This is a genomic window from Pseudomonas sp. B21-051, assembly GCF_024748795.1.
Taxonomy (GTDB): domain Bacteria; phylum Pseudomonadota; class Gammaproteobacteria; order Pseudomonadales; family Pseudomonadaceae; genus Aquipseudomonas; species Aquipseudomonas putida_A.
Genome location: NZ_CP087166.1, coordinates 1,717,469 through 1,738,648, shown reverse-complemented (window position 1 = coordinate 1,738,648; position 21,180 = coordinate 1,717,469). Strand labels below are relative to the sequence as shown.

General features: G+C 61.0%; 24 protein-coding genes. 4 read left to right on the top strand and 20 right to left on the bottom strand.

The window, feature by feature from the left end; all coding sequences use genetic code 11:
* Positions 1-200: 200 nt before the first annotated feature.
* Positions 201-1,388, top strand: coding sequence for an MFS transporter (locus LOY52_RS07860; RefSeq protein ID WP_258678980.1), 1,188 nt, complete (start codon positions 201-203; stop codon positions 1,386-1,388).
* A gap of 54 nt (positions 1,389-1,442) precedes the next feature.
* Here LOY52_RS07860 and LOY52_RS07855 read toward each other — a convergent pair whose 3' ends face one another.
* Positions 1,443-1,847, bottom strand: a complete 405-nt coding sequence (locus tag LOY52_RS07855) for a type II toxin-antitoxin system HicB family antitoxin (protein WP_007961664.1) — start codon at positions 1,845-1,847, stop codon at positions 1,443-1,445.
* Positions 1,847-2,059 carry a type II toxin-antitoxin system HicA family toxin gene (locus LOY52_RS07850; RefSeq protein WP_007961665.1) on the bottom strand — a complete coding sequence of 71 codons (213 nt, stop codon included), beginning with the start codon at positions 2,057-2,059 and terminating at the stop codon, positions 1,847-1,849. The genes LOY52_RS07855 and LOY52_RS07850 overlap by 1 nt, the downstream gene beginning before the upstream one ends.
* A 269-nt stretch (positions 2,060-2,328) precedes the next feature.
* Here LOY52_RS07850 and LOY52_RS07845 point away from each other — a divergent pair, with 269 nt between their 5' ends.
* Positions 2,329-3,216 (top strand): LysR family transcriptional regulator, encoded by an 888-nt coding sequence (locus tag LOY52_RS07845; RefSeq protein ID WP_258678979.1) that lies wholly within the window; start codon positions 2,329-2,331, stop codon positions 3,214-3,216.
* A gap of 87 nt (positions 3,217-3,303) precedes the next feature.
* Here LOY52_RS07845 and LOY52_RS07840 read toward each other — a convergent pair whose 3' ends face one another.
* From LOY52_RS07840 to ccmA, 10 genes are all read right to left on the bottom strand, one after another.
* Positions 3,304-3,708, bottom strand: coding sequence for a hypothetical protein (locus LOY52_RS07840; RefSeq protein WP_007961667.1), 405 nt, complete (start codon positions 3,706-3,708; stop codon positions 3,304-3,306).
* A 24-nt stretch (positions 3,709-3,732) separates the two neighbouring features.
* A complete protein-coding gene (gene ccmI, locus LOY52_RS07835; protein ID WP_258678978.1) occupies positions 3,733-4,935 on the bottom strand; it encodes a c-type cytochrome biogenesis protein CcmI in 1,203 nt (400 codons plus the stop codon).
* Positions 4,932-5,402 (bottom strand): cytochrome c-type biogenesis protein, encoded by a 471-nt coding sequence (locus tag LOY52_RS07830; protein WP_007961669.1) that lies wholly within the window; start codon positions 5,400-5,402, stop codon positions 4,932-4,934. Before LOY52_RS07830 ends, ccmI begins: the two co-directional genes overlap by 4 nt.
* Positions 5,399-5,935: a DsbE family thiol:disulfide interchange protein gene (locus LOY52_RS07825; protein ID WP_258678977.1), complete on the bottom strand. Its 537-nt coding sequence runs from the start codon at positions 5,933-5,935 to the stop codon at positions 5,399-5,401. The genes LOY52_RS07830 and LOY52_RS07825 overlap by 4 nt, the downstream gene beginning before the upstream one ends.
* Positions 5,932-7,920, bottom strand: coding sequence for a heme lyase CcmF/NrfE family subunit (locus LOY52_RS07820; protein ID WP_258678976.1), 1,989 nt, complete (start codon positions 7,918-7,920; stop codon positions 5,932-5,934). Before LOY52_RS07820 ends, LOY52_RS07825 begins: the two co-directional genes overlap by 4 nt.
* Positions 7,921-7,923: 3 nt before the next feature.
* A complete protein-coding gene (gene ccmE / locus LOY52_RS07815) occupies positions 7,924-8,379 on the bottom strand; it encodes a cytochrome c maturation protein CcmE (RefSeq protein WP_007961672.1) in 456 nt (151 codons plus the stop codon).
* The gene (ccmD, locus tag LOY52_RS07810; RefSeq protein ID WP_258678975.1) at positions 8,376-8,552 is read right to left on the bottom strand and encodes a heme exporter protein CcmD; all 177 of its coding nucleotides are present in this window, start codon (positions 8,550-8,552) and stop codon (positions 8,376-8,378) included. Before ccmD ends, ccmE begins: the two co-directional genes overlap by 4 nt.
* The gene (locus LOY52_RS07805) at positions 8,549-9,304 is read right to left on the bottom strand and encodes a heme ABC transporter permease (RefSeq protein WP_258678974.1); all 756 of its coding nucleotides are present in this window, start codon (positions 9,302-9,304) and stop codon (positions 8,549-8,551) included. Before LOY52_RS07805 ends, ccmD begins: the two co-directional genes overlap by 4 nt.
* A 78-nt stretch (positions 9,305-9,382) precedes the next feature.
* Positions 9,383-10,051: a heme exporter protein CcmB gene (gene ccmB, locus LOY52_RS07800; protein WP_003222942.1), complete on the bottom strand. Its 669-nt coding sequence runs from the start codon at positions 10,049-10,051 to the stop codon at positions 9,383-9,385.
* Entirely contained in the window at positions 10,048-10,683 is a 636-nt protein-coding gene (ccmA, locus tag LOY52_RS07795) for a cytochrome c biogenesis heme-transporting ATPase CcmA (RefSeq protein WP_045122041.1), read from the bottom strand. Before ccmA ends, ccmB begins: the two co-directional genes overlap by 4 nt.
* A 197-nt stretch (positions 10,684-10,880) precedes the next feature.
* Between ccmA and LOY52_RS07790 the strand changes: the two genes are divergently transcribed.
* Positions 10,881-12,461 carry a flagellar hook-length control protein FliK gene (locus tag LOY52_RS07790; RefSeq protein WP_258678973.1) on the top strand — a complete coding sequence of 527 codons (1,581 nt, stop codon included), beginning with the start codon at positions 10,881-10,883 and terminating at the stop codon, positions 12,459-12,461.
* Positions 12,458-12,787, top strand: a complete 330-nt coding sequence (locus LOY52_RS07785; protein WP_258678972.1) for an EscU/YscU/HrcU family type III secretion system export apparatus switch protein — start codon at positions 12,458-12,460, stop codon at positions 12,785-12,787. The genes LOY52_RS07790 and LOY52_RS07785 overlap by 4 nt, the downstream gene beginning before the upstream one ends.
* Before the next feature lie 45 nt (positions 12,788-12,832).
* Here LOY52_RS07785 and LOY52_RS07780 read toward each other — a convergent pair whose 3' ends face one another.
* The 8 genes from LOY52_RS07780 to LOY52_RS07745 all read right to left on the bottom strand — a co-directional run bounded on the left by LOY52_RS07780 (position 12,833) and on the right by LOY52_RS07745 (position 21,156).
* Positions 12,833-15,274: an RICIN domain-containing protein gene (locus LOY52_RS07780; RefSeq protein ID WP_258678971.1), complete on the bottom strand. Its 2,442-nt coding sequence runs from the start codon at positions 15,272-15,274 to the stop codon at positions 12,833-12,835.
* A 234-nt stretch (positions 15,275-15,508) separates the two neighbouring features.
* The gene (locus LOY52_RS07775) at positions 15,509-15,901 is read right to left on the bottom strand and encodes a DUF2802 domain-containing protein (protein WP_007961680.1); all 393 of its coding nucleotides are present in this window, start codon (positions 15,899-15,901) and stop codon (positions 15,509-15,511) included.
* Positions 15,902-16,387, bottom strand: a complete 486-nt coding sequence (locus LOY52_RS07770; protein WP_003222936.1) for a chemotaxis protein CheW — start codon at positions 16,385-16,387, stop codon at positions 15,902-15,904.
* Positions 16,388-16,477: 90 nt separating this feature from the next.
* A complete protein-coding gene (locus LOY52_RS07765) occupies positions 16,478-17,425 on the bottom strand; it encodes a CheW domain-containing protein (RefSeq protein ID WP_258678970.1) in 948 nt (315 codons plus the stop codon).
* Between the two features lie 116 nt (positions 17,426-17,541).
* Entirely contained in the window at positions 17,542-18,330 is a 789-nt protein-coding gene (locus tag LOY52_RS07760) for a ParA family protein (protein ID WP_007967833.1), read from the bottom strand.
* A 43-nt stretch (positions 18,331-18,373) separates the two neighbouring features.
* Complete coding sequence (gene motD, locus LOY52_RS07755) at positions 18,374-19,264, bottom strand: flagellar motor protein MotD (RefSeq protein WP_003222931.1); 891 nt, start codon at positions 19,262-19,264, stop codon at positions 18,374-18,376.
* Positions 19,265-19,279: 15 nt separating this feature from the next.
* On the bottom strand, positions 19,280-20,020 hold the full coding sequence (locus tag LOY52_RS07750; protein WP_007967839.1) for a flagellar motor protein: 741 nt from the start codon (positions 20,018-20,020) through the stop codon (positions 19,280-19,282).
* On the bottom strand, positions 20,020-21,156 hold the full coding sequence (locus LOY52_RS07745; RefSeq protein WP_258678969.1) for a chemotaxis response regulator protein-glutamate methylesterase: 1,137 nt from the start codon (positions 21,154-21,156) through the stop codon (positions 20,020-20,022). The genes LOY52_RS07750 and LOY52_RS07745 overlap by 1 nt, the downstream gene beginning before the upstream one ends.
* Between the last annotated feature and the right edge of the window lie 24 nt (positions 21,157-21,180).

Below are 21,180 nucleotides of genomic sequence, written 5' to 3'. Positions count from 1 at the left end.
TAAGCACGCTATCGAAGAAGATGTAAGTGAATGTATCATCAGCCCTCCCCGGCCGGACGCAAAGTTCGCCGATGGACGACACCGCCGTTGAAGCCAGTCATTCCGCAATGGAATAACTGATATCGATACAAGGCTTCTACCGCCGCTTCGGTGCGTCCCTTAGCCTCACCGCATTCCCTTTCGCTGGATCGAGAAACCTTATGAACGCCACAACTCACGCAATGACCCGAGGCATGGTGCTGCTGTTCGCCTTCTGCTGCGGCGCGATCGTCGCCAACATCTACTACGCGCAGCCGATCATCGGCCTGATCGCGCCGGACATCGGCCTCTCCGACACCATGGCCAGCTTCATCGTCTCGCTGACGCAGATCGGCTATGCGCTGGGCCTGTTCTTCCTGGTGCCGCTGGGCGACCTGCTGGAAAACCGCCGGCTGATGATCATCACCACTGTAGTGGCGATTGCCAGCCTGCTGGGTGCGGCGTTCACCAGTCAGCCGAATGTGTTCCTGCTGATCTCGTTGCTGGTGGGTTTCAGTTCGGTGTCGGTGCAGATCCTGATTCCGCTGGCCGCGCACCTGGCGCCGGAAGAATCCCGTGGCCGAGTGGTCGGCGGGATCATGGGCGGCCTGCTGCTCGGTATTCTGCTGGCGCGGCCGGTGTCGAGCGTGGTGGCTGACCATTTCGGCTGGCGCGCGATGTTCATGATTGCCGCCGCGTTGATGGCAGCGATCAGCGTGGTGCTGGCGTTGACCGTACCCAAGCGCCAACCGGATCACAGCGCTACATACGGCCAACTGATCGGCTCGCTGTGGATCCTGCTGCGCCAGCAACCGGTGCTGCGTCAGCGCGCGTTTTATCAGGGCTGCATGTTCGCCACCTTCAGCCTGTTCTGGACAGCGGTGCCGCTGGAACTGGCGCGCAACCATGGCCTGTCGCAAAGCGAGATCGCGATCTTCGCTCTGGTCGGCGCCATCGGTGCCATCGCCGCGCCGATCAGCGGACGCCTGGCTGACGCCGGCCACACCCGCGTCGCTTCGCTGCTGGCCATGCTGTTCGCCAGCCTGAGTTTCCTGCCAGCCTTCATTCATCCGGCCTACAGCGTGATCGGCCTCGCCGTGACGGGTGTGGTACTGGATTTCTGCGTGCAGATGAACATGGTTCTTGGCCAGCGCGCGGTCTACTCGCTCGACGCCAAAAGCCGCGGGCGCCTGAATGCGCTGTACATGACCAGCATCTTCATCGGCGGCGCCTTCGGCTCGTCGGTCGCCAGCGCGGTGTATGAGCATGGCGGCTGGTTGTGGATCGTGATTGTCGGCAGCGCGTTCCCGCTGCTGGCGCTGGTGCGGTTTTTGAGTGCTTCGCAGCGTGGTTCATTGGCAACGGCGTAGGCGTTCAGGCTCGCTCCCACAGGTTGCTCAAAGGGCCTATGGGAGCGATGCCGCTTAATACCGAACCAGTTTTTCCATCGCCGCATCTGCCAGAAAGGAAGAGCGGCTTTTGACATTGTGTTCACGCACATAGCGATCAATGCGCTGGATCACATAGCCAGGCAACGTCACGTTGACCTTCTCGGTCTTGCCCATGTACGGGGAGATATCCAGCTCAAGCATCCCCCAGCCCATGTCGGCAAACTCCGGATTATTGCGATGCGCCGCTGCCGATGTCGGCATGGGAATAGATTCCCCGTCCGCCGCCATCTCCTGCAGCATGAGATGGGCGACTTCAACAGCGGCGTTATAGGCGTCCTCGAAGGTGTCCCCAGCCGTGACGGCGCCGGGAATGTCGGGTATCTGAATGCCGATGGCGGTGTTGTCGTCACCCCATTCGATGCAGATCGGATATTGCATTATGGATCTCCCTTGTTGCTGGCTGGCGGGTGGTACAACCCGGCACGCCTCCTGATGCTTTTGACCGTCCCCAGCGGTAAATCCTTTTTCGGATGGGGAACGGGAATGGTGTACGGGTTGTAACGATGCGTGAAGATGTGATGACTGCCGGTGACTCGATCCAGCGTCCAGCCTGCCTCCTCCAGCTCCTTGATCAATAGCCTGCTTTGCACCTGGCGCCTCCTTGCTCCGGCCGAATAAAAGTAACTCTAGAGTTATCTTTACTCAAGCACATAAATCTGCAGAACGACGTTCGGTTGTTTTACCGCATGTGATTGAATGGACCCGGATTACGCTCAGCACCCTATTCCCTGTGGGAGCGGGCTTGCTCGCGAAGGCGCCGGATCAGTCAACACATCTGCTGAATGTCAGACCGTATTCGCGAGCAAGCTCGCTCCCACAGGGTTCCCCTGAATGCTTGAAGATTGCGCAAGGACCAAAGATGGACCGCCTCGCCGCCATGGAAACCTTCGTCTGCGTCGTCGAAACCGGCTCGTTTTCCGCTGCCGCCCGACGCCTGAATATCGGCCAGCCCGCCGTGTCGAAAACCATCGCTCAGCTGGAAAAACGCCTGGCTGTGAGCCTGTTGCTGCGCTCGACTCGCGGCCTGACCCCGACCGAAGCCGGACTGGCGTTTTTCGAGCGGGCCAGACGCGCCATCGATGAAGCCAACGAAGCCGATAACGCCGCCCGTGGCAGCGCCGGCGGTTTGCGCGGCAACCTGCGAATCAGCGCTGCGGTGACTTTCGGACGCCTGCACGTCGTGCCGCAACTGGGGCCGTTTCTCGATCAGCATCCGCAATTGAACATCGACCTGCTGCTCGATGACCGCAACATCAATCTGGTCGAAGAAGGCATCGACGTCGCCCTGCGCATGGGCCCCCTCAGCGACTCCAGCCTCACCGCCCGCAAGATCGCCGACTGCCGCCGCGTGGTGCTCGGCACCCCGGCGTACTTTGCTCGCCACGGCGAACCCACCCGCCCAGCCGATCTGGATCAGCACCAAGGCATCGTCTACAACCTCAGCGGTGGCGCCACCTGGACCTTCCGCCGAGGCAGCGAACAACAGACGCAAACCCTGACCGGCCGCCTGCGGGTCAGCGCCGCCGAGGGTTTGCGTGCAGCCGTGCTGGCTGATCAGGGCCTGACCATCGCCTCGCAATGGATGTTCGCCCCGGAGCTGGCGAGCGGCGCGGTCAGGGCGGTGATGGGTGATTGGGGTTTGCCGGATCAGGACTTGTGGGCAGTGTTTCCGACGGGGCGGATGGCCAGTGCGAAGGCGCGGGCGTTTGTGGATTATGTGCAAGGGTTGTTGACCAGCGAACTTTGAAAACAGCAGATCAAAAGATCGCAGGCTTCGCCAGCTCCTACAGGGTCATCAAAAAAAACGGCGATCCAGAGATCGCCGTTTTTTTCATCACTGCCCGAACTGTTTGCCCAATCCCGGCGGCACACCGTGGATATCGGTGTCTTCCCAAGGGCCGTTGGGGCTGACGGAGCGAGTCCAGCCGTTGTTCCAGCGGAAGTAGGTGCGCTGGCGGTAGAAGGTGTTGGGCTGGTCGTCGAGGACGTAGACGCCGAGCTTCTGGTCCCAGTGACTATTGCCGCCCGGTGGCGGGGCGAAGCTGGCTGAGGTGCGTGGGACTGGCTTGGACGGTTTGGCCGGGATGCTTTTGCCCGGTGTCGGCGAGGTCGACGGGGTCGGGCTCGGTTGTGACGGCGGGATCGGCGGCAGGTTGGTGGTCGGTTCCGGTCGGTGCACCGCACAGGCGCTCATGCCCAGGGCCATGGTGATGACTGCGATTCGGGCGAGACTGTGCATGGCGGTGCTTTCCTGTTGTTCCGATTATTGGTCCGGGCTGTCGATGGTCAGTGTTTGCGGCGCGGTGGTGCTGCTGGCCAGCGGGCCGCTGCGACCTACCCACTCCCCGGCGGTCGGTTGACCGGCACGGGAGACGCGCGCAACCAGTTGGACTTCAGGAAAGTTCGACAGTTTCAACTGCGGCATCATGGCGTCGGCATCGCCCAGTTCGACGGTCACCGGCAGATCGGCCACGGTCAGGCGCTTGGCCGCCAACGGTGCCGGCGGGCCGGAAACGGCGCGGGCGAAGATGAACACGCTGTCGCCGGGTTGCACCTTACCTTTGAGTTCGCTGGCCAGATCGACACGCACCTTGAGCAGCGCGGCAACCTTGGCGGCCGGGCTCGCAGCGACCTTGCCGCCACTGGCTTCCAGACGTTCGGTGGCGCGGTTGATGCCGCCCTGCAGCGCTTCGCGGGATTTGTCGTTCTCTGGCAATTGCGCCAGCAGACGGCTCCAGTAATCGATCGCTTGCTGGTAACGCTCGCCTTCGAACGCGGCGATGCCGAGCAGGCCGAGGCTGGTGACTTCTTTCGGATCGGCTTTCAGCGCTTCGTCAGTCAGGGCCTGAATCTTGTCCGACCACTTTTTACCGTCGGCAAAATACTGTGCCTGCGCCCACTGGCCGAGCAGCTCCGGCTGGCGACCGGCAAGGTTGGCGGCGCGTTCGAACATCTTTGCCGCGTCCGCCGGACGATCCTGAGCCATGTAGGTGCGCCCGAGGAAGTACAGACCTTCCGCCGAATCCGGTTGCGCGGCGACGGCTCGTTCCAGACGCCGGGTCATCTCTTCCATCGACTGCGGCGCCTGGGCGAATTCGCGGGTCAACTCGACTTTATCGGCAGCGCCGAAATGCAGATACAGCCCCAGGCCCAATACCGGCACCAGCACCGCGGCCAACAACGGCAACGGCTTGCCCAGCTTCGACACACGCGGTGCGGCAACGCCTTCGGTATCGGCGAGCAGCTCACGCGCCGCTTCCGCGCGACCGCTGTCCATTTGCGCCGCATCGAGTACACCTTCGGCCTGCTGCGCTTGCAGTTCGGCGACGCGCTCCTGATACAGCGCCACGTTCAGGGCAGTACGATCCTCTTCACGCTGGGCGCGACGGCCACGCAGAACCGGGATCAGCAGAAAACTCAGGGCGACCAGAAGCAACAGCCCTGCGGCAAGCCAGAAATCAATCATTCTTGGTTTTTATCCAACAGTTGGTCGAGGCGCTGACGCTCTTCGGTGGACAGCGATGGCGGGGTCTCGGTGCGCTGTGCGCGACGCCGGCGAACGATTACCGCGATCACCACCAGACCACCGAACAACAGCCCGGCCGGGCCGAACCACAGCAGTGCGGTCTTGGCATTGAGCGCCGGTTTGTAGCGGACAAAATCACCGTAGCGATCGACCATGAAATCGATGATCTGCTGGTCGTCCTTGCCCTCGCCGAGCATGCGGAAAATCTCTTTGCGCAGGTCGGCGGCAATCGGTGCATTGGAGTCGGCGATGTCCTGGTTCTGGCACTTGGGGCAGCGCAGTTCCTTGGTCAGTTCACGAAAGCGCTCGCGATCACCTTCCTTGGCGAACTCGTAAGTGTCGATCGCGGCGTGAGCCACGCCGGCCAGACTCAGGCCCAATACCACCGCAACAAGAAAGCGCTTCATGGCTTGGCCTCATCGACCAGCGCCTGATACTTGGCGGCGAGTTTTTCGCGCCAGACTTGCTCGTCAATCACACCCACGTACTTGTCGCGAATGATGCCCTTGGCGTCGATGAAGAAGGTTTCCGGCGCGCCGTACACGCCGAGGTTCAGACCCAGCGAGCCTTCGTCGTCACGGATATCCAGCAGGTACGGGTTGTGGAATTCGGCCAGCCACTTCAACGCATCGGCGTTGGTGTCCTTGTAGTTGATGCCGTAGATCACCACGCCGCGCTCGGCCAGTTTGTTCAGCACCGGGTGCTCGACCCGGCAGGAAATGCACCAGGTGCCCCAGACGTTGACCAGCGCCGGTTTGCCGAGAATGTCAGCCTTGGTCAGGATCTTGTCGCCCTGCACGTTCGGCAGGCTGAATTCCGGGAACGGCTTGTTGATCATCGCCGACGGCAGCTCCGCCGGATCGAGGTACAGACCGCGATAAAGAAACACCGCCACCAGCAGGAAAATCGCCAGGGGTACCAGCATCAACCAACGTCTCATGCAGCCGCTCCTTGCAGGCCGAGGGCTTCACGCACCTTGGCTTTGACCTTGACTCGATAACGCCGATCCAGCGCCGCCAGCAATCCGCCCAGACCGGTCAGCAGACCGCCGAACCAGATCCAGCGCACGAACGGTTTGACGTGAACCCGCACCGCCCACGCGCCGTTTTCCAGCGGTTCGCCCAGTGCGACGTAGAGATCGCGGGTGAAACCGGCGTCGATCCCGGCCTCGGTCATCATCGAACTCTGCACGGTGTACAGGCGTTTTTCCGGGTGCAGCACGCTGACTTCCTTGCCGTCGCGGATCACCCGAATAGTGCCCTTATCGGAGGTGAAGTTCGGCCCTTCGAAGTGCTTGGCGCCCTCGAAGATGAAGTGATAACCGGCCAGGTCCATCGACTCGCCCGGCGCCAGACGCAGGTCGCGCTCGGCACTGTTCTGACTCGACAGCACCACACCGAGGGCGCACACGGCGATGCCCAAGTGAGCGATCTGCATGCCCCAGTAGCTGCGGGTCAGGGTTGGCAGACCTTTGATCAGGCCCTTATGGCGAGTCTTGTCGAAGATGTCGCGCACACCGGCGAGCAGCACCCACGCGGCGAGCAGGAACGTCGCGATCACCGCCCAGTTGAAATCGCCGTAAGCGACACCGGCCACCACGGCCAACGCGACGCTGCCGAGCAGCACGGGAGTCAGCATGTTCGCCAGCCATTTCACCGGGGTGTCCTTCCAGCGGACGATCACGCCGACCGCCATCACCACCATCAGCAACGCCATCAACGGGATGAACAGCGCGTTGAAGTACGGCGGGCCAACCGACAGCTTGGCACCGCTGATCGCATCGAGAATCAGCGGATACAGGGTGCCGAGCAGAATCATCGACGCTGCCACCACCAGCACCAGGTTGTTGCCCAGCAGCAGGGTTTCCCGCGACCACAGGTTGAAGCCGACCTGGCTCTTGACCACTGGCGCACGCAATGCAAACAGGGTCAGCGAACCACCGACCACAAACAACAGGAAGATCAGAATGAACACGCCACGCTCAGGATCGGAAGCAAACGCGTGCACCGACGTCAGCACACCGGAACGCACGAGGAACGTGCCGAGCAGGCTCAACGAAAATGCGGCGATCGCCAGCAACACCGTCCAGCTCTTGAACACCCCACGTTTTTCCGTGACCGCCAGCGAGTGAATCAGCGCGGTGCCGACCAGCCATGGCATGAACGAGGCGTTTTCCACCGGGTCCCAGAACCACCAGCCGCCCCAGCCGAGTTCGTAGTAAGCCCACCACGAACCGAGGGTGATACCGATGCCGAGGAAGGCCCACGCGACAATCGTCCACGGCCGCGACCAGCGTGCCCACGCGGCGTCGAGACGACCACCGAGCAGTGCGGCGATGGCGAAGGCGAATGCAACCGAGAAACCCACATAACCCATATAGAGCATCGGTGGATGCACGATCAGGCCGATGTCTTGCAGCAGCGGATTGAGGTCACGCCCGTCGGCCGGAATCTGCGGCAGAATCCGCGAGAACGGGTTGGAGGTGAGGATCAGAAACAACAGGAAACCGGTGCTGATCATGCCCATCACCGCCAGTACGCGAGCGAGCATGACTTGCGGCAACTGCCGGGAAAACACCGACACGGCGAACGTCCAGCCGCCGAGGATCAGCGCCCACAGCAACAGCGAACCTTCGTGGGCGCCCCACACCGCGCTGAACTTGTAGTACCACGGCAAGGCGCTGTTGGAGTTCATCGCCACATAGCCGACCGAGAAATCATCGGTCATGAATGCGTAGGTCAGCGCGCCGAAGGCAAACAGCAAGAACGCAAACTGGCCCCACGCCGCCGGCTGGGCCAGGCTCATCCACAGACGGTCGCCACGCCACGCACCGAGCAGCGGCACCACGGCCTGCACCAGCGCGAAACACAGCGCCAGAATCATCGCCAGATGACCGAGTTCAGGAATAAACAGTGCAGAAGTCATCAATCAACCCTCCTTGGCTTGGGTCGGTGCCGATTGACCACTGTCTTTCAGCGCTTTGGTCACTTCCGGCGGCATGTACTTCTCGTCGTGCTTGGCCAGCACTTCATCGGCCACCACCACACCGTCGGCATTGAGTTTGCCCAATGCGACGATGCCCTGCCCTTCGCGGAACAGATCCGGGAGGATCCCGCGGTAGGTGATGGTCACGGCTTTGTTGAAGTCGGTGACAACGAATTTGACGTCCAGCGAGTCCGGCGAACGTTGCAGCGAGCCCTTCTCGACCATGCCGCCGGCGCGGATGCGCGTGTCGTGCGGCGCTTCACCGTTGGCGATCTGGGTCGGCGTGTAAAACAGGTTGATGTTTTCCTGCAGGGCGCTCAGGGCCAGGCCGACGGCAGCGCCGACCCCGACCAGGATCGCCAGAATGAGGGTCAGACGTTTTTTGCGCAGCGGATTCACTTGCCGTTCTCCCGGCGCAGACGACGCGCCTCTTGTTGCAGATAGCGCTTGCGGGCCGCGATCGGTGCGACCACGTTGAGGATCAGTACCGCCAGACAGATGCCGTAGGCCGACCAGACATACAGGCCGTGATGGCCCATGGCGAGAAAGTCGCCGAATGAAGTGAAACTCATCGCACGGCCTCCAGACTGTTCTGCACTTCTTCTTTCACCCAACTGGCGCGCGCTTCGCGCTTGAGCACTTCGAGGCGCATGCGCAACAACAGCACGGCGCCGAAGAAACAGTAGAAACCCAGCACTGTCAGCAGCAGCGGCAGCCACATTTCGGCCGGCATTGCCGGTTTCTCAGTGAGGGTGAAGGTCGCACCCTGGTGCAGGGTGTTCCACCACTCCACCGAGTACTTGATGATCGGGATGTTGATCACCCCGACAATCGCCAGCACCGCGCAGGCCTTGGCGGCGCTGTCGCGGTTGCTGATGGCGTTGCCCAGCGCAATCACGCCGAAATACAGAAACAGCAGAATCAGCATCGACGTCAGCCGCGCATCCCAGACCCACCACGAGCCCCAGGTCGGCTTGCCCCAGATGGCCCCGGTGACCAGCGCCACGGCAGTCATCCACGCGCCGATCGGCGCCGCGCATTGCAGGGCGACGTCGGCCAGTTTCATTTTCCACACCAGCCCGACCACGCCGCACACCGCCAGCATCACGTAGATCGACTGCGCCAGCATCGCCGCAGGCACGTGGATGTAGATGATGCGGAAGCTGTTGCCCTGCTGATAATCCGGCGGCGCGAAGGCCAGGCCCCAGACCACGCCAATGCTGATCAGCAGCAACGCGGCAATGCTCAGCCACGGCAGAAACCTGCTGCTGATGCCGTAGAACCACTTGGGCGAGCCGAGCTTGTGAAACCAGGTCCAGTTCATACTGTTTCCATCACGGGTGCCGCTCATCGGTGTGAGCAGTCTCAGGGTCTTTGCTGGTTAAATTTTAACCAGACCTCATTATTCGCCGACGCTGATCTTCAGGCCAGCAGCTATTGCAAAAGGTGTCAGGGTGATCGCCAGGGCGGTCAGGCTACCCAGCCACAGCAGATACCCGGTCGCCGGCATGCCTTGCAAGGCGGCCTGCAAGGCGCCACTGCCAAGGATCAACACCGGGATGTACAACGGCAGAATCAGCAACGCCAGCAACAGGCCGCCGCGTTTCAAACCAACCGTCAGCGCCGCGCCCACCGCACCAAGCAGGCTCAGCACCGGGGTACCCAGCAGTAACGACAACAGCAACACCGGCAGGCAGGCGACCGGCAAACCGAGCATCAACGCCAGCAACGGCGAGAGCAGAACCAGTGCCAGTCCCGAGAACAGCCAGTGTGCCAGCACCTTGGCCAGCACCAGTAGGGGCAGCGGGTGCGGCGAAAGGACCCACTGTTCCAGGGAGCCATCTTCGAAATCACTGCGAAACAGTCCGTCCAGCGAAAGCAGGACCGACAACAACGCGGCCACCCAGACTAACCCCGGGGACAGGTTTTGCAAGACTTGAGTTTCCGGGCCGACGGCCAGCGGGAACAAGGCAATGACGATGGCGAAGAAAATCAGCGGATTGGCCAGTTCCGCCGGGCGACGAAACAGCAAACGGGACTCACGGGCAACCAGCAGGCCGAACACACTCATACTGCCCAGTTCCCCAGATCGATATCGCGATAACCGGCCGGCATCCGGCTCAGTGTGTGGTGCGTGGTCAGAACCACCAGACCGCCGCGCTCGCAGTGCCCGGCCAAGTGTTCTTCAAGTTGCGCCACGCCCTGTTTGTCGAGCGCGGTGAACGGCTCGTCGAGAATCCACAACGGTGGGCTGTCCAGATACAGCCGCGCCAGCGCCACGCGGCGTTGCTGACCGGCGGACAGGGTGTGGCAGGGAACATCTTCGAAACCGCGCAATCCTACGGCTGCCAGTGCCTGCCAGATCGCCTCGCGCTCGGCCGGCCGATGCAGGGCGCAGAGCCAGGACAGGTTCTCTTCCGGGGTCAGCAGATCCTTGATCCCGGCAGCGTGGCCGATCCACAGCAGGTTGCGCGCCAGTTCACTCGGCTGGGCGGTCAAGGGCTGGCCGTTGAGCAGCACCTGACCGCTGGTCGGCTGCATCAACCCGGACAACAGGCGTAGCAGACTGGTCTTGCCGCTGCCGTTGGGGCCGCTGATCTGCACCATATCGCCACTAGCCAGTCTTAATTCGAGATTTTCGAAGAGCAGCCGCAGGTCTCGCTCACAGGCAAGGGCAACGGTTTGCAGGACAGGACTGGTCAATGGATCACGGGCCTTATACGGTTCAAGTCGGCTCTGGCGCGGCCGTTAAAGAGATGCAGGATAAATGCAATGACGGTGCGAAGCAGAGAGCTGGATCAAACAATTGCTATGTTTTCTGAACGAAGCGCAAGACGCGCGGCATTATACATGCCGTGCCTTACTCCCAAGAGCGCAATTTCCTCAGGTTGTATCCGCGTATGACAGGCGAAATGAACATCCTCCCGCTGCCGCCCACCACGCCGGCGAACACGCGTCCGCTGGTGATGAGCGGTGAGTTGCTCAAGCTGTTGACCCCGGTCGAAGGCTTGATCGGCGCCGGGCAAAGCGCCCAGGCCGAGGTGTTGTCACTCAAGCAGGCGGACCAGACCTTTCAACTGCTGCTCAAGGTCACCGTCGACGGCGGCCGGCAGACCACCGTGCAAGCCAGCAGCAACCTGCCGTTGCCGACCGGCACCAACCTGGCCGTCACCCAGCCGTCGGCGGGTAATCTGGCGATCACCGTGCAACAGGCGATTGCCAGCGGCGTCGCCGCCCTCACCCGCATCGATACGGCGCAGTTGCCGGTCGGCACGCTTCTGCAAGGCAAGGTGCTGACCTCGCAAACACTGCCGCAAGTGCCGGGACAGCCGACGGTGTACCGCTCGCTGGTGAGCCTGCTCAACACCGCGCAAAGTGGCGCCACACTGGACATCGACAGCCCGACGCCGCTGCGTATCGGCACTCTGCTATCGGCACTGGTCGAAGACTCGCAAACCCTCAAGTTCGTGCCACTGAGCAGCCGTCAGGAGCAATTGGCGGTGAGCCAGCAACTGCTCGGCCAGCAGAGTCGCCAAGGCTCGCTGGACGGTTTGCTCAATGCTTTGCAAAACCTGCCGAGCGACGACGATCAGACCTCGCAGGATCTACGCGCTGCCGTCGTGCGTCTGCTTGCCAATCTGCCCGATGTGCAGCAGATGAGCAGCGCCAAAGGCGTGGCCCTGGCCCTGGCCAACAGCGGTGCCTTTCTCGAAGCCAAATTGCTGACCGGACAGAATCCTGCGCTGGCCCCGGACATGAAAGCCGATCTGCTCAAGTTGATCGCGCAGCTGTCGCCGGGTGCGCCGGGCAATGCCAGTTTCAACGCGATCATCGCTGCCAACACTCTGGCGCAGGCGCTGCCAAGTTTCGTGCGCAATGCCCTCGGCACTCTCGGTCAGGTCAGCGCCAAACCCGTGCCGAGCAGTTTCCCGCTGCCCGACCGTCTGCTGCAAAGCCTCGACGGCGAAGGCGATCTTGAGCATCTGCTGCGCCTCGCTGCGGCCGCCGTGTCGCGCCTGCAAAGCCATCAGCTGTCGAGCCTGGAACAGACCGGTGTCACCGATGACGGCCGTCTGCTCAGCACCTGGCAGCTGGAAATCCCCATGCGCAACCTGCAGGACATCGTGCCGTTGCAGGTCAAGTTTCAGCGCGAAGAAGCGCCGGAAAGAGAACCGCAACCCAACGAACGCCGCGACGAGCGCGAACCCAAACAGCAGCTGTGGCGCGTCGATCTGGCCTTCGACATGGAGCCGTTGGGGCCGATGCAGATTCAGGCGCAGCTGATTGCCGGCAGCCTGTCGAGTCAGCTCTGGGCCGAACGCCCGTACACCGCCGACTTGATCGAAACCAATCTGTTCGCCCTGCGCCAGCGCCTGCTCGATCGCGGGCTGAACGTCGGCGATCTCGACTGCCACCTCGGCACCCCGCCGCAAGGCAACCAAACCCGCCTCGAACACCGCTGGGTCGACGAAACCGCATGAACGATTCCACTGCTCCACGTCAGGCCATCGCCCTCAAATACGACGGCAACCACGCCCCGACGCTCACCGCCAAGGGCGACGAGGAACTGGCCGAAGAAATCCTGCGCATCGCCCGCGACTGTGAAGTGCCGATCTATGAAAACGCCGAGCTGGTGCGGCTGTTGGCGCGGATGGAACTGGGCGACAGCATCCCCGAGGAGCTGTACCGCACCATCGCCGAGATCATCGCGTTCGCGTGGAATCTGAAGGGGAAATTCCCCGACGGGCAGGATCCGGATGCGCCGATGGTCGAGAAGGACGTTACCGAACGCGGGGCTGATTACTAGGCCGCGCCGGATACAAGCTCAAGTGCACGCGTTCTCGCTCGATAGTCAGTTCAAGCGCGCTCGCCACTGCAGGTTCGCCCATTCAAACCGTTGTGAGCGACCATAATCCTTGATCCCGACGGGCATACCTTGCTCGGACAGACTCAGTGCCTTGAAGCCGACTTTTCCGATTCGCCAGTAATACTCATGCACAGGATCGTTGACGCGATAGGGAAGCAGGATCTGCATACCCGTTCTCAGGCCATAAGGCCGCACGTCAGCCCAATTAAGCACGCTCGTCACGAAAGCCGGAGACGAAGGCTCTTCGAACCCTCCGCCGCCAAGATTTTTGACTTTCCAGAAATTGATATCACTCCCGTCTGATCGAGCGTGCAGCACCCATACATCGGTCAGTCTGGTAATCGGCGAATCCAGCACTGCGGTCTTTGAACGCGCAGAATAGAAGCCCGGCAAATCCAAGGCTTTCTCAAAATCCAGAGAACGGCCACTGCTCCTGTAGGTGAGCAGCTTCAGGAACTGCGCACTTGAATCGACAGCGAGCACATCATCCTTGTCATCGTTGTCCAGCCTGGCGCTGTAGAATCGGGCCGGCAATGGGTTCTTTCGAGCATCTCCCCAATGAGCAGGAATGCCCAGACTCGACCCTTCATTCTCCATCAGCCAGAAATCGGACACTGTGTTATTCAGGGTCTGCACGATCAACACATCTTGCTTGCCGACGCCTCTGAAGTCGCCAGCCAGATATTGCTGAGCTTGCCGGTAGGCATGCCCTTGCTGAACCGAACGCCAGATAACCGGTTCAGCAAAATGCCCGCCTTCATTCTTCAATAGCCTGAAAATGGTTTCGTCAGCTTTTCCGGGCGATATCGCCATCAGATCAGCCTTGCCGTCACCAGTGAAATCAGCCAGAAGATAGCGCGTAGAGTCGTAGCAAATGGCTGTAGCACACCCGGAATCAAAAGAGTCTGGATCGAATGGAAGTCTGTCCTCATACCATTTCTCGGAAGCAATCGCGTCTGCGTCCAGCGACGTGACCCAAATATCGACACCTGGACCATCCTCCCGGCGCTGCACTTGTACAGTCCGGTGCGTCCCGTCACCGATTACATCCCCCGTCAGTGCCACTTCCATCGAATCATTGCTGTCGATGTTATCGATGCTGCGCACCCACAATGTAGAACCCGCAAAATCCCTGCAATCCGCTATCAAGCTCGGCTGTACTCCGTCCAGGCATTGCCCCTGCGCTCCGGGAACATAGATTTTCCCGAAATCCCACGGAGTCCAGTGTTGAGAGGGCTCATTGCTCTCACATGCGCGCTCGATCAATTGGCCATTCTGACGCGCTATGCAATGGCCAGAGGCTGTTTTCAACAGTGCAATTCCCCTGCTCGCGCCGACTGCAATGTCGGAGGGCACAAACGCCCAGCGCTGGTCAGCGTCTGGCTCACATCCTTCCAGTGTCACCTGCTGCCCCAATCCATTGGCAACCAGGCACTGTTGCGTCTGGAAATTGACTAGCGGTCTGAAAGGGATATTGACCAGTGGCCCGGCGGCGTGAGCATGGCTAAGCGTGAAATTCAGTCGCGCCACCCAATTGCCATTCCAGGTCGCTTCACTGTACGCACTGCTGACTGACTCAGTCCCTTCAAAATGAAAGTAACTTGCGACAACATGCCGTTTCGCCTGCACAGCTGCTGGGTCCACGTTAGGAGCGACTGCCGCCGAGGGATAGGTCTCGTGATAAATCACCGGAATATCTGCACTGATCCCGCGCAAGGCCAGGCGCGTCAAACGTGCTGAATAAATATGGTCAGGATGCTCCGTGTACGCAACAGTGTCCGGATTGAGTGCATACACCCGGGTGGCTCCTTCATTGACGATCAGTTCAGTCAAGAGCTGCACAAAAGATGTTCGACTGTAGAGGTTTACCGGACCTGAAGCCGAGTCCAGATATGGCCAACTCCGAACAGTTTTATCGAGGTCGAGCAAATCGGCCAGCGGCACATCTCCACCGCGAACGTTCCCTCCCGGCACACGCAAAAATATGAGCTTCAATCCAGGTCGTGCACTGGCCTTGACGCTCTTCACAATGGCTGAATCAGTGAATATCAGGTAAGACGTCCATCCGCTCGCAAAACCCAGCATTTTTTCATAGGCTTTTGTCGACGCGCTTTCGCGCTTCAGCACATATTCGAAGTCGGCGCCAGAACTGCCACCGTTCATGAATATACTGGTCACACAGCCGCCGGCCGCCAGAACTTGCGAAATCCGCGGATCAATAAACAGCAGATCGTCGTCCATATGCGCCACGACATTGACCAGGTGGACACCGTGACAATTTTGCCGGTCGGCAATATTCGCCTCTGGAGCGAGCCTGCTGACCTGAGCCCCACAAGCCGTCAGGAGCAGCACGATTACCAGCCACAGGACGGCAACACCGGGTGACCGCACTTTTTTCACGCGTTCGATTCTGGCTGGCAAATGCATACCCACTCCACGATTGGCTGAATCGGTGAACTGGCGATCAGAAGCGTCTGCCTGGTAAGGCGACGGGACTATCGCGAGTCACGAGAAGTGTGAGGAGCGATGAGCGAAATTCTCTACTGTCAAAAATACCAGTTCAGATAGACGGTCATGGGCGAATCAGGCAACAAAATCGAGCGCAAAAAAATCGCCGGCATGGCCGGCGATCCTTATTCAAATGACAGGCCTCTACACATATCAGCTTCTGTGCAGCTTGCGCATCAACTCCGCCTCAGCCTGGGTCAAGCCGCAGGACTGGGTCAGCTCATCGACGCTCGCGCCCATGCCTACCAGTTTCGCCGCCTGGGCGAACGACAGGCTCGACGGGTCGCGTTGTTCCAGCGCGACAATTTTGTCCGGCAACGGACCGACGACCGAGCGCAGCTCGTGCAGGGCTTCGCCCATGCGCACGTTGCCGTTCTGATAGTCGTCGACGCGTTTGGCCAGGTCCTTGATGCGCTGATCACGCAGCGCATCGCCCTGAGCCTGTTGCGCAGCGATCACCCGCTGCGCCTTGATGTACGCCAGAAACATTGCCAGCGTGCCTGCCCAGAAGAGGAACAGGACAATGACCGCAACCTCGAGAATCAATCAGATGCTCTCCAGTTCCGACCATTCTTCTTCGCTCATCATCTTGTCCAGCTCGACCAGGATCAGCAACTCGTTGTTCTTGTTGCACACGCCCTGGATGAACTTGGCCGACTCTTCGTTACCGACGTTCGGCGCGGTCTCGATTTCCGACTGACGCAGGTAAACCACTTCAGCCACGCTGTCGACCATGATCCCGACCACTTGCTTGTCGGCTTCGATGATGACGATACGGGTGTTGTCGCTGATCTCGCCGCTGTTCAGGCCGAAGCGCTGACGGGTGTCGATCACGGTGACCACGTTACCGCGCAGGTTGATGATGCCCAGCACGTAGCTTGGCGCACCCGGTACCGGAGCGATTTCGGTGTAACGCAGGACTTCCTGAACGCGCATCACGTTGATGCCGTAGGTTTCGTTGTCCAGCTTGAAGGTCACCCATTGCAGGATCGGATCTTCAGAACCTTTTGCATTCGTCGCCTGACTACTCATACCCTGACCCCTCGAAAAAACCGCACTGGGCGGTGTGTGTTCTGTGTGGAGGCATTGAAAAATGCCATCGCCTGACTGTTATGTCGGCTGCTATGTCGATTTATGTAGCGGCTTGTGGCCACCCAAGTGCTTTGCCCCGCCGCTGGCGATCAACTCGGCCAGTGCGGCTACATCAAGTAATGCACACATGTGCTCGATCACCGTGCCGGCAAGCCATGGCCGCTGACCCCGGTGACTTCTCCATTTGATTTCATTCGGATCCAGACGCAACGATCGGCTGACCTGATGCACCGCCAGGCCCCATTCGTAACCTTGTACCGAAATCACGTACTGCAGGCCCTGACGGAAGTCATCGCGATAGCGATCCGGCATGACCCAACGCGCCGTGTCCAACACTTTCAGATTGCCAGCCTGGCTCGGCAGAATCCCGAGGAACCATTCCGGCTGCCCGAACAGCGGCGTCAACTCGTGGCCGGCCAGCGAATAGATCGAACCGAGGCACACCAGCGGCACGGCCAGGGTCAGCCCGGCGACATCGAACAACAGGCATTCGAAGGCTTCCGAAGCCCAGGCCGGACGGCCATCGGTTTCCACCGGTGGCGGCGTGTTGCTGGGCGGCAGGTGCACTTCCACCACCGGCGGTACCAGCGTCTGTTCGACGGGTGCCGGTGCCACCGGCGCCGGTTCGGCCACGACCGGTTCCGGCGCGGTTTTCAGCAATTGGGTTTGCAACAGCGGTGCGAGTGTCGAAACCGGCGCGCGTGGCGGCTCGGCTTCTTCGATCAACGCCACTGGCGCCTTGGCGATCGGTGCGGCCGCAGGCGAGGCAACCGGGGCGGCAGGCTTGGCGGTTTTCTGCGCATCACGCGCCTGCTCTTCCAGTACCGCTGCCTGGAATTCATCCAGCGCCGCAGCACTTTCGACCACCTCGACCGGCGCCTCGACCGGCAACTCATCAGGGATTTCCTGCAGCAAGCTGTCCAGATAGGACTGCAACGCCAGTTGCGGCTTCGACGTCAACTTCACCGGCCGATTCATACGCAGTCCCCTGTAGGAGCTGCCGCAGGCTGCGATCTTTTGATCTTTTCAGGAGCGCCACAAAGCAAGATCAAAAGATCGCAGCCTGCGGCAGCTCCTACAGAGGTCAACGTCATTCAAGCCACCTGCGGAACAAGTTGTTGCGCCAGCAGATGCTTGAGCAGCGCGCGGTAAGCCAGCACGCCACGACTCTTGCCGTCGAACTGCGAAGGCGTGACCCCGGCCCGGCTGGCGTCGCGCAGACGGGTATCGACCGGGATGTAACCCTGCCAGATCTCTTCGGGGAATTTGTCACGCAGCACGCGCAAGGTGCCCAGCGACGCCTGGGTGCGGCGGTCGAACAGGGTCGGCACGATGCTGAACGGCAGCGCCTGTTTGCGCGAGCGGTTGATCATCGCCAGGGTGTTGACCATGCGTTCCAGGCCTTTGACAGCCAGGTGCTCGGTCTGCACCGGGATCACCAGTTGCTGGCTCGCGGCCAGGGCGTTGACCATCAACACACCGAGCAACGGCGGGCTGTCGATGATCGCGTAATCGAAGTCCTGCCATAGCTGCGCCAGACTCTTGGCGATCACCAGGCCCAGACCACTCTGCCCCGGCGACTGGCGCTCGAGGGTGGCCAGTGCGGTACTCGACGGCAACAGGGAAATGCGTTCGTCGCTGGTCGACAGCAGCAACTGCCCGGGCAAGCCTTGAGGCACCGTGCCCTTGTGCAGAAACAGGTCGTAGTTGCTGTGTTCCAGGCTGTCGGGGTCATAGCCAAAATAGCTGGTCATCGAGCCGTGTGGGTCGAGGTCGACCACAACCACGCGCTTGCCCGCCTCCGCCAGCAATCCGGCTAAAGCGATGGAAGATGTGGTTTTACCGACACCACCCTTTTGATTGGCGACTGCCCAGACTCTCATTCGGTTCGTTCCTCCCGGCCGAGATGCTCGACCGAGACATAGCTCAGCGTATTAATGCGGGTGACGGAGAATTGACGGCACTCTCGCGTCCCGGCGTCTTGACCGGGGTCGGTGCAGTTTGTGTGCCAGCGCGCTTCAATGCCGCGTCCGGTTGCGCATTGGCGGTTCCGGTACCGGTCAGACTGCGGCGCACATCGAGGTTGCGCGACACCACCAGCACCACGCGACGGTTTTTCGCCCGGCCTTCGGCGGTGGCGTTGTTGGCCACCGGCTGAAACTCACCGTAACCCACCGAGGCCAGACGCCCGGGGTTGACGCCCTGCATTGCCAGCATCCGCACGATGCTCGCCGAACGCGCCGAGGACAGTTCCCAGTTGGTCGGGTATTGCGCGGTGCGGATCGGCTGATCGTCGGTGAAGCCTTCAACGTGGATCGGGTTGTCGAACGGTTTGAGGATCGCCGCGACCTTGTCGATGATGTTGAAGGCGATATCACTCGGCATTGCATCGCCACTGCCGAACAACAGGCTGGAATTGAGTTCGATCTCGACCCACAACTCGTTGCCGCGCACGGTCATCTGGTTGGAAGCGATCAGGTCGCCGAACGCGGCACTGATGTCATCGGCGATGCTTTTCAGCGGATCGCTGGCCCCGGCAATGCCGGCGTCAACCTGCTCGCTGTCCTTGACCAGCGGCTTGGCCGGGGTCACGGTCTTTGGTCGTTCTTCACCGATCGGGATCGGCTTGAGCGAGCGATCGGAGTCGGTGAAAACCCCGATCAGCGCTTCGGAAATGACTTTGTATTTGCCTTCGTTGATCGAAGAAATCGAGTACATCACTACGAAGAACGCGAACAGCAGCGTGATGAAATCCGCGTAGGACACGAGCCAGCGCTCGTGATTAACGTGTTCTTCCTGATGCCTGCGGCGAGCCATAGTCCATTACCCCCATCAATCCATGAAGCCCTGAAGCTTCAGCTCGATAGAGCGAGGGTTTTCACCTTCGGCGATCGACAAAATACCTTCCAACAACATTTCGCGATAACGCGACTGCCGCAACGCGATTGACTTGAGCTTGGCCGCCACCGGCAGCAACACCAGGTTGGCACTGGCCACGCCGTAGATGGTCGCGACGAATGCCACGGCAATGCCGCTACCCAATTGGGTCGGATCAGCGAGGTTGCCCATCACATGAATCAGGCCCATCACCGCACCGATGATGCCGATGGTCGGCGCGTAGCCGCCCATGCTTTCGAAGACTTTGGCAGCCTCGATGTCGCGGGCTTCCTGAGTGTAGAAATCCACTTCGAGGATGCTGCGGATCGCTTCCGGCTCGGCACCATCGACCAGCAGTTGCAGGCCTTTGCGCGAGTAGTTGTCCGGTTCGGCATCGGCGACGCCTTCCAGACCGAGCAGGCCTTCCTTGCGCGCGGTGAGGCTCCAGTTGACCACGCGGTCGATGCCGCCGGCCAGGTCCACCCGTGGCGGAAACAGGATCCAGGCGAGAATCTGCATGGCACGCTTGAAGGCGCTCATCGGCGATTGCAACAGCGCTGCACCGATGGTGCCCCCGAGAACGATCAGCGCCGCCGGGCCGTTGGCCAGCGCGCCGAGGTGGCCGCCTTCAAGGAAGTTGCCGCCGATGATGGCGACGAACGCCAGGATAATCCCGATAAGGCTTAGAACATCCATCAGATACACGCCTCGACGATGTGCTTGCCGATGTCGTCCAGGCCGTAGACCGCGTCAGCCAGATCGGCTTTGACGATGGCCATCGGCATGCCGTAGATCACGCAGCTTGCTTCGTCTTGTGCCCATACCGAGCTGCCGCCCTGCTTGAGCAAACGTGCGCCTTCGCGGCCGTCGGCGCCCATGCCGGTGAGCACCACCGCCAGAACTTTGTCACCGTAGGACTTGGCTGCGGAACCGAAGGTGATGTCCACGCACGGCTTGTAATTCAGACGCTCGTCGCCCGGGAGGATTTTCACCGCGCCACGGCCGTCGATCATCATCTGCTTGCCACCCGGCGCCAGCAGCGCCAGGCCCGGACGCAGGATGTCGCCATCCTCGGCTTCCTTGACGCTGATGCGGCACAGCTTGTCCAGGCGCTCGGCAAACGCCTTGGTGAACGCCGCCGGCATGTGCTGGATCAGCACGATCGGCGCCGGGAAGTTCGCCGGCAACTGGGTCAGCACCCGTTGCAGGGCAACCGGGCCGCCGGTCGAAGTACCGATGGCAACCAGTTTGTAGGCTTTGCGTTTCGGTGCCGGCGACGACGCGCTGGCGGCTGGCGCACGAGCAGGTGCTGGAGCCGGCGCCGGACGCGTCGGAGCAGCAACGCTGTGGCTGCTGAAACTCGAAGCCGCCGGGGCTGGCGCAGGCGTCGGTGCAGCGGCCGGAGCCGGCGCACTGTAGGCACTGAAACGACGGTTACTGCGCGAGATGCTGTGGACCTTCTCGCACAGCAGTTGCTTGACCTTCTCGGGGTTGCGCGAGATGTCTTCGAAATTCTTCGGCAGGAAATCCACCGCACCGGCGTCCAGCGCATCCAGGGTGACCCGGGCGCCTTCATGCGTCAGCGAGGAGAACATCAACACCGGGGTCGGGCAGCGCTGCATGATGTGCCGCACCGCCGTGATGCCATCCATCATCGGCATCTCGTAGTCCATGGTGATCACGTCCGGCTTGAGGGCCAGGGCCTGATCGATCGCCTCTTTACCGTTGGTGGCCGTACCGACCACCTGGATGCTCGGATCCGCTGAAAGAATTTCCGAGACGCGGCGGCGGAAAAAACCCGAATCGTCCACCACCAGGACTTTGACTGCCATAAACACTCCATTAGGTGCAGCGGG

What these genes read in the sequence shown, in the direction of transcription:
- LOY52_RS07860 (WP_258678980.1), top strand. Translation starts at nt 201, where the DNA reads ATGAACGCCACAACTCACGCAATGACCCGAGGCATGGTGCTGCTGTTC.
- LOY52_RS07785 (WP_258678972.1), top strand. Translation starts at nt 12,458, where the DNA reads ATGAACGATTCCACTGCTCCACGTCAGGCCATCGCCCTCAAATACGAC.
- ccmI (WP_258678978.1), bottom strand. Translation starts at nt 4,935, where the DNA reads ATGATTGATTTCTGGCTTGCCGCAGGGCTGTTGCTTCTGGTCGCCCTG.
- LOY52_RS07840 (WP_007961667.1), bottom strand. Translation starts at nt 3,708, where the DNA reads ATGCACAGTCTCGCCCGAATCGCAGTCATCACCATGGCCCTGGGCATG.
- ccmD (WP_258678975.1), bottom strand. Translation starts at nt 8,552, where the DNA reads ATGAGTTTCACTTCATTCGGCGACTTTCTCGCCATGGGCCATCACGGC.
- LOY52_RS07765 (WP_258678970.1), bottom strand. Translation starts at nt 17,425, where the DNA reads ATGAATCGGCCGGTGAAGTTGACGTCGAAGCCGCAACTGGCGTTGCAG.
- LOY52_RS07770 (WP_003222936.1), bottom strand. Translation starts at nt 16,387, where the DNA reads ATGAGTAGTCAGGCGACGAATGCAAAAGGTTCTGAAGATCCGATCCTG.
- LOY52_RS07855 (WP_007961664.1), bottom strand. Translation starts at nt 1,847, where the DNA reads ATGCAATATCCGATCTGCATCGAATGGGGTGACGACAACACCGCCATC.
- LOY52_RS07780 (WP_258678971.1), bottom strand. Translation starts at nt 15,274, where the DNA reads ATGCATTTGCCAGCCAGAATCGAACGCGTGAAAAAAGTGCGGTCACCC.
- LOY52_RS07805 (WP_258678974.1), bottom strand. Translation starts at nt 9,304, where the DNA reads ATGAACTGGACCTGGTTTCACAAGCTCGGCTCGCCCAAGTGGTTCTAC.
- LOY52_RS07790 (WP_258678973.1), top strand. Translation starts at nt 10,881, where the DNA reads ATGACAGGCGAAATGAACATCCTCCCGCTGCCGCCCACCACGCCGGCG.
- LOY52_RS07750 (WP_007967839.1), bottom strand. Translation starts at nt 20,020, where the DNA reads ATGGATGTTCTAAGCCTTATCGGGATTATCCTGGCGTTCGTCGCCATC.
- ccmB (WP_003222942.1), bottom strand. Translation starts at nt 10,051, where the DNA reads ATGAGTGTGTTCGGCCTGCTGGTTGCCCGTGAGTCCCGTTTGCTGTTT.
- motD (WP_003222931.1), bottom strand. Translation starts at nt 19,264, where the DNA reads ATGGCTCGCCGCAGGCATCAGGAAGAACACGTTAATCACGAGCGCTGG.
- LOY52_RS07760 (WP_007967833.1), bottom strand. Translation starts at nt 18,330, where the DNA reads ATGAGAGTCTGGGCAGTCGCCAATCAAAAGGGTGGTGTCGGTAAAACC.
- LOY52_RS07825 (WP_258678977.1), bottom strand. Translation starts at nt 5,935, where the DNA reads ATGAGACGTTGGTTGATGCTGGTACCCCTGGCGATTTTCCTGCTGGTG.
- LOY52_RS07820 (WP_258678976.1), bottom strand. Translation starts at nt 7,920, where the DNA reads ATGACTTCTGCACTGTTTATTCCTGAACTCGGTCATCTGGCGATGATT.
- LOY52_RS07845 (WP_258678979.1), top strand. Translation starts at nt 2,329, where the DNA reads ATGGACCGCCTCGCCGCCATGGAAACCTTCGTCTGCGTCGTCGAAACC.
- LOY52_RS07745 (WP_258678969.1), bottom strand. Translation starts at nt 21,156, where the DNA reads ATGGCAGTCAAAGTCCTGGTGGTGGACGATTCGGGTTTTTTCCGCCGC.
- LOY52_RS07830 (WP_007961669.1), bottom strand. Translation starts at nt 5,402, where the DNA reads ATGAAGCGCTTTCTTGTTGCGGTGGTATTGGGCCTGAGTCTGGCCGGC.